This window comes from Geminocystis sp. M7585_C2015_104, assembly GCA_015295805.1.
GTDB lineage: Bacteria > Cyanobacteriota > Cyanobacteriia > Cyanobacteriales > Cyanobacteriaceae > DVEF01.
Genome location: DVEF01000014.1, coordinates 20375 through 27063, shown reverse-complemented (window position 1 = coordinate 27063; position 6689 = coordinate 20375). Strand labels below are relative to the sequence as shown.

The window sequence follows — 6689 nt, the reverse complement described above, 5'->3', positions numbered from 1 at the left end:
GTAGGAAAATATGGTATGAGGGAAATACGGGTATATGTACACTATCTCTTTAAGTTTAGACACCCACACCCTGGAGGGTCAACACCCTTACTTTCTCCCTAGAAGAAAAATATTTACTCAAAAAACAGGCGAGCAATGTAAATTGATTCAATAAGAGGAAATAATTTTAAAACCCTCTGTATTTAATATTCAATCTCAAAAAATTTAAAAATTAATAAGCTCAGTATTATTAGTGGCAAAGCCTCCAATAATGACCGGAGCGTCAACCGAAGGCACATCCTATAATAAGGCTCGAAATAGGAGAAACTTACAGTAAAAAAACCGAGATGGAAAAACCAAAAAGTTTTTACTGTTATATTAAATGTTCTCAGTATCCCTTGCTATTCATGTATTTGAGAAGCATAAGATTCCCCATTTATGGTCAGTTTCCTGGGCGGGCTCACGATTTTGGCTGAAGGGGAAAATAGGAGGGAAAATAGTTTATCTGGAAGTTTACAACAAATAACAAGCCAATGGCAATATATTTGTTTTTGTTATGAACGATAAAAAAATATTTGTGCTCAATAATGATGTAAAACGGCTGGATGGAGCCCTAAGTAAATACAAAAGGAGGATTAAAAACAGAAAAGACTTTCTTGCAGAGATTTAAACGATTTACTAAGACTAAATAAGATGATGACAAGGGACATAGGAAGGTTTGATGGGATATACAACAAGCCTGCCCTTGGGAAATGGATATAGGGGCAATACCCCGGCCTTGGAGGGATTTATGAGAAGCACTCAGGAATATTTTTGTTGTTAAAAGGGGGAGTGAGGGGGAAAGAAAAAGCGGGCAACGCGATTCGAACGCGCGACATTCACCTTGGCAAGGTGACGCTCTACCACTGAGCTATGCCCGCAGAGATTGAACTGTCAACTGGTGGCGCCCTTGGCAACCACAACTACAATTATAAGGGGAAAAAGAGAAAAAGTCAAGGGGGAGGGGGCACAGTAGTTTATTATCCTTTATTATTTTTTCTGAGGGGGAACTTCTTCCAACTCCGAGAGGTTAAAGGTGACTAACTTATCCCAGTTACCCCCTTCAAACAAGACGGCGGCTTTGCCATCGGTTACCCTTTGCACTATTCCCTGAAAGCGATAGTAAATGTCGTCGGGGTTTTTGACTTGTACTACTGAACCTGGTAGAATCATATTGCTCGGTGCTGATAGGAGATATTAGGATTTTAGCAGGGGATGGCCTTTTGTGCTAAGTCTCCAGTTTCAATACTGCCATAAAGGCTTCCTGGGGTACTTCTACCGTGCCGATGGCCTTCATTCGTTTTTTCCCTTTTGCCTGTTTTTCCAATAGTTTTTTCTTGCGGGTTACGTCGCCCCCATAGCATTTTGCTAATACATCTTTTCTCAAGGCTGGGATGCTTTCACTGGCAATAACTCTTGAGCCTATTGCAGCTTGAATTGGCACTGTAAATTGGTGGCGTGGTATTAATTCTTTCAGTTTTTCCACCAAAGCTCGTCCAACCTGATAGGCTTTGTCTCTATGCACTATTACTGACAAGGCGTCTACTGGCTCTTTATTCACCAGAATGTCAAGTTTTACTAGATCGCTTTCTCGGTAGCCAATAAACTGATACTCCATACTAGCATAGCCCCGAGAACGAGACTTCAATTGGTCAAAGAAGTCGGTAACCACCTCCGCCAGAGGGAGTTCATAAATCAAACAGGTACGGCTTTGGGTAAAATAACGCATATCTATGAATATCCCCCGCCGACTCTGACACAGGTCCATCAACGCCCCTACATAGGTTTCCGGGGTGATGAGCTCCACCTTTACGTAAGGCTCTTCAATTTTAACCCGTTTTTGTGGGGGTGGTAGGGCACTGGGGTTATCAATTTCTAATACCTTGCCATCAGTACAGGTCACCCTGTATACTACTGAGGGGGCGGTTGCTATCAAGTCCAGATGGTACTCCCTTTCCAGACGCTCCTGGACGATTTCCATGTGTAACAGGCCCAAAAAGCCACAACGGAAACCAAAACCCATGGCGGTGGAGTTTTCTGGCTCAAAATGAAGGGCCGCATCGTTTAGTTTCAGTTTCTCCAATGCTTCCTTCAAGTCGGGATATTTCTCGGAATCGGTGGGGAATAGTCCACAGAATACCATGGGTTTGGCCTCAGCATAACCTGGCAGAGGCTGTGATGCCGGTTTTTTAGCCAAGGTTATGGTATCACCTACCCTGGCATCTCCGACACTCTTTATGGCCGCTGCAAGATAACCTACTTCTCCGGCATGCAACTCCTCCACTGGCATCTGGTATGGCGACAACACCCCAATCTCGTCCAGTTCATATTCCTTTCCCGTGGACATTAACAGGATGCGATCTCCTTTTTTGAGACTCCCATCCATTACTCGGAAGTATACCACCACTCCCCGGTATGAGTCGTAGTAGCTATCGAAAATCAATGCCCGCAAGGGCTCATTCACCGTATCCCTTGGTGGTGGTATTCTTTTCACTATGGCCTCTAGAATTTCCTCTATTCCTACCCCCGTTTTGGCCGACGCTAGTATTATCTCACTACAGTCCAAACCTATAACATCTTCTATTTCACGGATAACACGCTCCGGGTCAGCACTGGGTAGGTCAATCTTATTGAGGACAGGGATTATTTCCAAGTTGTTTTCCAATGCCAGGTACACGTTAGCCAGGGTTTGTGCCTCCACCCCCTGGGAAGCATCCACTACCAGCAAGGCCCCCTCGCAAGCCGCCAAAGACCGTGAAACCTCGTAAGAGAAGTCCACATGGCCCGGGGTGTCTATCAGATTTAACACGTACTCCTGCCCATCTTTGGCCCTATATTTCATCCTTGCCGCTTGGAGTTTTATAGTAATCCCCCTCTCCCTCTCTAACTCCATGTTGTCCAGGAACTGTTCCTTCATCTCCCGCTCTGTAACAGTCCCTGTGGCCTGTAGCAATCTGTCTGCTAGTGTTGATTTCCCATGGTCTATGTGGGCTATTATACAGAAATTGCGGATCAAGTTTACGGGAGCCTCAGTCATATATGTAGTTTGTCTCGGAGTATGGTTATAAGCAGTTTTAATGTTTCTTAACTTATTGTAATATTATGGGGTGAAGATCTGTCCTTTTTGAGGAAAATAGAATAAGAGAAACACTGTCCAGGAGCACAAGAGGCAACTATATGAATGATAACACCTTGTACGGAGAAACTGACAGGGAGAAGGTGGAAATTTCCGTTCATCTAGACTCGGAGTTGGTGGAAAAAATCAGACATCTCACCAATGACCCCAGTAGAATAATAGAATTAGCCCTAAAACAATGGCTTAGGGGGGAAAAGGCAGAAGACAATGACCTAACCCGTCGTCTTCGTCGAAACCCCCCTGTGCCCCCCAGGGGTGAGTGGAATGATTAGGCCCCCCAGTCTAGACGAGGAAAAACCCCGCCACCAAGACGAGGATAAACACCGTCAGGACAATCTATGAGACTATATTGTCTTTGTTATAACGGGGGTGATAAATTTTCCCATCTAGGTGCGGAAATAGTATTTGTCCAAAACCGTGATGGGGAGTACCTCTCCTTCTACTGGCAGATTCCCCCCAATCTCCTGCCGGAAAACGTTTTATCCTCTCTCCGGGAAACACCCCCCTCCTCTGCCCCTCCTTTAAAACCCCTCCTGCAACACACCTATTTGGAAAGACTACAAGGGGTTATCTCCAGAAAAATGCCCCAACGGTGTCGTGCCGTCTTCTGTTACGATGGCTTTGAAATCCCCTTTGAATTATATATCAGTCCCCTGGTTAACTCTGAAGGGGAGGCGGAGTCGGTTCTTGTTACAGGGTACCATTTAAAACAATCAAACCAGACTGCTGAAGATAATGACTTCTCCCCTCCCCAAGAAGCCGAATTCTACCACAGACTCCTTACCAGTATTGCCCGGAAAATCCGTCGCACCCTTAATCTGGACACTATAGGCCAACAAACAGTAGATAGCATTGGCGAGGCACTAAAGGTAAGCCGCTGTCTGTTATTGACTCCCACCAGTGACAAGAAAAGACTAAAAGTCCGGTCAGAATACCGTCAGCCCCAATGCCCCTCCCTTCTCGGCCTTGAGTTTGAGCTTCACCACTATCAGGAGGTACAAGGGGCCGTATGGAGTCGACGGGCAGTTGCCTTCTCCCCCCACTACCCCCAATGTGACGCCCTTTCTGTACTCCTTGTGCCTACCTTCTACCAGGGTGAACTCAATGGTATTATCTGTCTACACCAATGTGACCGTCACAGGGTGTGGAGTGAAGCAGAATGGGAGTTGGTGGAGGAATTGGCAGACCAGGTGGGCACAGCCATAGCCCATGCTAGTATATATCATAAACTAGAAGAGGCAACTAGGCAAGCAGAAGAAGCCTCCCGTCTCAAAAGCGAATTTCTGGCCACCACCAGCCATGAATTGAGAACACCCCTCAATGGCATTATAGGCTTTCTTAAGCTGGTGCTGGACGACATGGCGGATGACCCGGAAGAAGCTAGGGAATTTATCCAACAGGCCTACGACTCGGCTATTCATCTGCTCAATCTCATTAACGACATCCTGGATATAGCTAAAATAGAGGCGGGGAAGATGGAATTTAAATTCGCCCCCATTTCCCTCCGGCAAATATTCCAAGACATCTCTAAATTTGCTGTCCCACAGGCCCAGAAAAAAAACCTATATTTCCGAATCAGTCTTCCCCCTACCTACGACGAAGTGCTACTATACGCAGACTATCAGAGAGTGCTACAAGTGATGTTAAATGTGGTAGGTAATGCTCTCAAGTTTACCCATGAAGGGGGGATTGAAGTGAGAACTGAAATCATCGCCAAGGAGATTATGTTCCACGGCGAAAAACTGCCAGGAATGATTAAAATCACCGTGGAAGATACCGGCATTGGTGTACCCTTGGAAAAACAAGAACGTCTCTTTGAAACATTCTACCAGGTAGATGGTTCTAGGACTAGAGCCTATGGCGGTACCGGTTTGGGTTTGGCCATCTCCAAACGCCTGGTAGAAGCCATGGGTGGACAAATCTCATTCTATAGCATGGGGGAGGACCTGGGAGCCACCGTTACCATCACCCTACCCCTGTTCCAGCTGCCTGTGTTAAAAATGGAAAACAGTCCATCCCTTAGCTAGTTCATGGTATGAGGCGGTATTCCTGGTTTAGCATACTTCTTTTTCTCCTACCTCTGCTTGCCCCCCCCCTGTCTGCCTCCGCTGCCACAGGCTCCTATTGTCAATTAAACCCACAGGCTATTGCCCTCAAAGATAATTTAAGAAAAAAAGCCATAGCGGGAGATGTAAACGCACAACGGGAATACGACAAGCTCCTCAAACAACATGCAGACTGGCTATACAACTGTCGTCGTCAACATTGGCTAAAAGAGCAAGCCATTTGGTTACGACTGTACCCCTGTGATGTTAAACCGGGCGCCCTAGACGAGGTGTTGGACCAAATTGTCAACATGGGCTATAACACCGTCTACCTGGAAGTATTCTTTGATGGTAGGGTCCTACTCCCTAAAAGCCAGAATACCACCGTCTGGCCCAGTGTCATCGATATGCCCGGCTATGAAAACCGGGATTTGCTGGCAGAAACCCTTGAAAAGGGAAGAAAAAGAGGCCTAAAAGTATATGCCTGGCTATTTTCCCTCAATTTTGGCTATCTTTACTCTCAACGTCCTGATAGACAACATGTACTCGCCCGTAACGGCCGCAATCAAACTAGTATCGAATTCGTCCATGACCAGTCTCAAGCGTTTGTAGACCCCTATAATCGCCAGGCAATACAAGACTATAATCAGATGTTACAGTTGGTATTACAAAGAAGGCCAGATGGAGTACTGTTCGACTACATACGTTATCCGCGAGGCACCGGGCAAGACTCGGTGGTGGGCAAGGTGAAGGACTTATGGATTTACAGTCCAGCCTCTAGGGAAGCCCTTTTAGCAAGGGCAAGGAATAAGCAGGGGCGATGGCTACTGGAAACCTATATTGACAAGGGATTCATCACCGCCGAGGATTTGAACCAAATGAGGCAACTATTCCCCGACGAGATAACCCCCCTCTGGCAAGGCAGAAATCCCACCTCCCCCGAATCAGATACCCTGGCTAACCTACAGATAGAACTATGGTACTTCACCGTAGCTCATGCCGCCCAAGGGGTAATTAACTTTTTAGACTTTGTCACTAGTCAGGTAAGACAACGAGGTATCCCCGCCGGTGCGGTTTTCTTCCCCGAAGGCAATCAGGCTGTGGGAGATATAGGCTTCGACTCCCGTCTCCAACCCTGGGATAGTTTCCCCCAAACCCTCGAATGGCATCCCATGTCTTACGCCCTCTGTGGTAATCCCCTTTGTATAGTAGAACAGGTAAAGCGGGTTGCAGAGGTAGCCCAAAACCGTCGTAATGTGAAACCAGTATTAGCAGGCTTCTGGGGAAGAAATGATGGCCAAAGGCCGTCTCTGGAATCCCAAATGGAGGCAATCCGCAGTCGCCTCCCAGACATCCAGTCCATCAGCCACTTTGCCTATTCCTGGATTCAACCTGAGCACGCCCGCAAAAGACAAAGTTGTCGCCTTTAACCTCTATGGAGTTTTATTACACCCCTGCCCCAATCCTTCTAGAAAAAAACTAAGATGATT

The 6689-nt window shown here is 46.5% G+C and carries 5 protein-coding genes and 1 tRNA gene; 3 read left to right on the top strand and 3 right to left on the bottom strand.

Features of this window, described 5'->3' with window-relative positions; genetic code table 11:
* Window positions 1–827: 827 nt before the first annotated feature.
* The 3 genes from IGQ44_01645 to lepA all read right to left on the bottom strand — a co-directional run bounded on the left by IGQ44_01645 (window position 828) and on the right by lepA (window position 3055).
* Window positions 828–899: transfer RNA gene (locus IGQ44_01645), tRNA-Gly, on the bottom strand.
* Window positions 900–1008: 109 nt separating this feature from the next.
* Window positions 1009–1191 (bottom strand): DUF3252 domain-containing protein, encoded by a 183-nt coding sequence (locus IGQ44_01640; protein ID HIK36682.1) that lies wholly within the window; start codon window positions 1189–1191, stop codon window positions 1009–1011.
* Window positions 1192–1246: 55 nt separating this feature from the next.
* Complete coding sequence (gene lepA, locus IGQ44_01635) at window positions 1247–3055, bottom strand: elongation factor 4 (protein HIK36681.1); 1809 nt, start codon at window positions 3053–3055, stop codon at window positions 1247–1249.
* A gap of 140 nt (window positions 3056–3195) precedes the next feature.
* Between lepA and IGQ44_01630 the strand changes: the two genes are divergently transcribed.
* From IGQ44_01630 to IGQ44_01620, 3 genes are all read left to right on the top strand, one after another.
* Window positions 3196–3426 (top strand): type II toxin-antitoxin system CcdA family antitoxin, encoded by a 231-nt coding sequence (locus IGQ44_01630; protein HIK36680.1) that lies wholly within the window; start codon window positions 3196–3198, stop codon window positions 3424–3426.
* Between the two features lie 66 nt (window positions 3427–3492).
* Window positions 3493–5181, top strand: a complete 1689-nt coding sequence (locus IGQ44_01625; protein ID HIK36679.1) for a GAF domain-containing protein — start codon at window positions 3493–3495, stop codon at window positions 5179–5181.
* A gap of 8 nt (window positions 5182–5189) precedes the next feature.
* The gene (locus IGQ44_01620; GenBank protein HIK36678.1) at window positions 5190–6629 is read left to right on the top strand and encodes a family 10 glycosylhydrolase; all 1440 of its coding nucleotides are present in this window, start codon (window positions 5190–5192) and stop codon (window positions 6627–6629) included.
* Window positions 6630–6689: the final 60 nt, after the last annotated feature.

Excerpts from the sequence above, each read along its gene's own strand:
- IGQ44_01640 (HIK36682.1), bottom strand. The coding sequence starts at position 1,191 with ATGATTCTACCAGGTTCAGTAGTACAAGTCAAAAACCCCGACGACATT.
- lepA (HIK36681.1), bottom strand. The coding sequence starts at position 3,055 with ATGACTGAGGCTCCCGTAAACTTGATCCGCAATTTCTGTATAATAGCC.
- IGQ44_01630 (HIK36680.1), top strand. The coding sequence starts at position 3,196 with ATGAATGATAACACCTTGTACGGAGAAACTGACAGGGAGAAGGTGGAA.
- IGQ44_01625 (HIK36679.1), top strand. The coding sequence starts at position 3,493 with ATGAGACTATATTGTCTTTGTTATAACGGGGGTGATAAATTTTCCCAT.
- IGQ44_01620 (HIK36678.1), top strand. The coding sequence starts at position 5,190 with ATGAGGCGGTATTCCTGGTTTAGCATACTTCTTTTTCTCCTACCTCTG.